The following is a 2,487-nucleotide window of genomic DNA, read 5'->3' as shown; positions in this document are numbered from 1 at the left end:
CGCCATCGCGCGAGCTCGTTTCCCTCGCCCCGGGCCGCGGCCGCGAACCCCCGGTGCTGGGCGGTCATGTGCGCGGCGAGCCGCCGCAGCGTCCACCCCGTGCAGGGCGTGTCCCGCTCCCAGTCGTCGGCGCGGGCGAGGTCGAGCAGGCGTACGGACTCCTGGACGGCGAGGCGGTCGAGGGCGATGCGGTCGGTCATCGCATGTCCTTTCCTGTACGAGGCCTGGAGGCGGTCCCCGGCGCGGCTCCTGCGAGGAACGGCCGGACGGCGTCCCAGACGGCGGCCGCGTCGAAGCGGGGCGCGGTCCAGGCGGCGGCCCGCACCGTGCCGTGGCCGCGGAACGCGCGGACGATGCGCACGTGGTCCGCACGCCCGACGAAGTCGGTGAGGGCCTGCTCCTCGGTCCACACGGAGACGGAGCCCGAGCGGCGGCGCGGCGGATCGACCCACAGCCACATCCCGACGGCGCCCGGGGTGTCGGGCCAAGTACGGCGCAGGCGCAGGCCGCTGACGGCGACGCCCAGGGACCGCGGATGCGTGTCGGCGGTGAACTCCGTGACGCTGACGTGAACAGGCTCGGCGGTGCGACGAGCGGCCGGGCCCGGCCGCCACGGGGTGCGCAGGATTTTCGTTGCCATGCCCCGACCATAAAACTAAACGAACGATCGTGCTGAAACTTTCCCGAAGTCCACCGCCTCGCCGGGGCTCCGAAGGTCACCGGCCGGGTGCGGCCAGGGCGTCGAGGCGCGTCGCGATCCCGACCCGGGCCCACCGGTACGCGGTCTGCTCGTCGTGCATCACCGAGTGCGCGTTCGCCATCTCCATCAGGGCGATCAACTCGAAGGCCAGCTGCGCCGCATCGGTGTCCCGGCGCAGGTCACCGGCCTCGCACGCCTCCTGTACACACCGCTCGACGAGCCCGGTCCAGGTGCGGTGCGCGAGCGCCAGCGCGTCGTGCACCGCACCCTGGCGGGCGTCGTACTCGGCTAGCACGCCGTAGAAGAAGCAGCCGCCCGGGAAGACGCGCTCGCGCGAGTACTCCAGCCAGGACTCGCACAGCCGCCGCAGCCGGCCGACCCCGGCCGGTCCGGATTCCAGCGCGGGCCGTACGACCTTCTCCTCGTAGATGCGGGCCGCCGCCCGGACCGTGGCGAGCTGCAGCTCCTCCTTGGAGCCGAACAGCGTGAAGACGCCGCTCTTGCTGAGTTTCAGCTCGGTGGCGATCCGCCCGATCGAGAGGGCGTCGAGGCCTTCCACGGAGGCGATGTCCGTGGTGCGGCGCAGGATCCGCCGCCGGGTCTCGTTCCCCCGGGCGACCCTGCCGTCCACCGCGCTTCCCGTCTCGCTCATGCCCCCCATGATGCGGTACGCAGGTGCGGTCGCCGCCGGTGGCTGAGCCGGCATCGGCGGCGACCCTGAGCATGTGAGCGCGCGTCTCCCCCGGCGCGGTTCACATGCGCACCGTCCTCGCCGGCCAGGAGGCGTGCGGGAGTTCGCCCCGCTGAGGTCGGGAGGACGCGAGGCCGGGGCGAGTGTCGGCGTGAAACGACCCGGCCGCTTGTGGTGCCCTGCGGTCCCGGGGTCTCGGGGGTGGAGCGGCCGACTCCTCGATGTCCGGAGTCGGCGGACCGAGTGCGAAAAGTCTCGGATGAGGACGATGCTATGCCCCCGGGTACCGGACCGCCAGAGCGCGGACCGGTCTCCTTCAGCGGCGTGTCCGCCGCTGTGACAGGGGTGTGGGACGGGCCGTCAGTCGCTCTCGGTGGGCTGCTCGGCGTTGCGCCAGATCGTCAGGTCGAAACTGACGTACGTACTGGGGTCGTTCGCCCCGGACCTGCCGCGGTAGGTGGCGACCCCGATGTGACCGGCGTCGCTGCGGATGCAGATCTGTGAGCCGGCGGAGAGCTGGTCGAGATCGATCTGCTCCGTGAAGCGGGTCTCCTTGCGGCAGGTCGCCAGCGACCCCTTCTGCGCGTTGTTGAGCAGGACGAGCTTCCCGTTGTCGGTCCCGACCTTCTTGTCCCCGGTCACCAGGGAGTCGGTGTAGTAGTAGAGGTCGCCGTCGGTGTACATGGCGCCCGTACCGCCGCCGTCGAGCGGCTTGGGCGGACTGTCGGCGAGCAGGAGGTAGTAGTTGTCCGTCAGGTCGATGCCCTTGTAGCTCACCGGCGTGGGGTCGGGGCGGCTGCCGCCGCCCTTCGCGGGGCCGGCGGACGAGGAGCCGGAGGTGCCCGAGGACGACGCCTGGTCGCCGCCCTCGTCGGGCAGTCGGGAGCCGATGAAGGCGAGCAGCGCGAGGCCCCCCACGATCGCCCCGGCGATGATGAACCCCACGCCCTTCTTCTTCGGCGGTGGCGTGGGCCAGGGCCGCGGGTGCATGCCGCCCGGACCGGTCGGCGGCGCGTAGCCGCGGTTCCACTGCGGCTGGGGCTGGGGGCGGTAGCCGGGCGCGGGGGTCGGGTGCGAGGGCGCGTAACCGACGGGC

The 2,487-nt window shown here is 72.5% G+C and carries 3 protein-coding genes and 1 pseudogene; all 4 read right to left on the bottom strand.

Annotated features, from left to right (window positions below):
* Positions 1 to 200 (bottom strand): maleylpyruvate isomerase N-terminal domain-containing protein (locus G3I40_RS44580; protein WP_203645930.1); only part of this gene is annotated, 200 nt, incomplete at its 3' end.
* Positions 197 to 640, bottom strand: a complete 444-nt coding sequence (locus tag G3I40_RS44575; protein ID WP_164560487.1) for a hypothetical protein — start codon at positions 638 to 640, stop codon at positions 197 to 199. The genes G3I40_RS44580 and G3I40_RS44575, both read right to left, overlap by 4 nt.
* A 76-nt stretch (positions 641 to 716) precedes the next feature.
* Positions 717 to 1,361, bottom strand: coding sequence for a TetR/AcrR family transcriptional regulator (locus tag G3I40_RS44570; RefSeq protein WP_164560488.1), 645 nt, complete (start codon positions 1,359 to 1,361; stop codon positions 717 to 719).
* Positions 1,362 to 1,751: 390 nt separating this feature from the next.
* Positions 1,752 to 2,487, bottom strand: a pseudogene (locus G3I40_RS44565) (serine/threonine protein kinase); the annotation flags it as partial.

This window comes from Streptomyces sp. SID14478 (genome assembly GCF_010548525.1).
Classification (GTDB): domain Bacteria; phylum Actinomycetota; class Actinomycetes; order Streptomycetales; family Streptomycetaceae; genus Streptomyces.
The sequence above is the reverse complement of the archived record's forward strand: the minus strand, read 5'-3'. Positions and strand labels throughout refer to the sequence as shown.

Bases quoted from the DNA above. Each gene is read 5' to 3' on its own strand.
- G3I40_RS44575 (WP_164560487.1), bottom strand. From the start codon at position 640: ATGGCAACGAAAATCCTGCGCACCCCGTGGCGGCCGGGCCCGGCCGCT.
- G3I40_RS44570 (WP_164560488.1), bottom strand. From the start codon at position 1,361: ATGGGGGGCATGAGCGAGACGGGAAGCGCGGTGGACGGCAGGGTCGCC.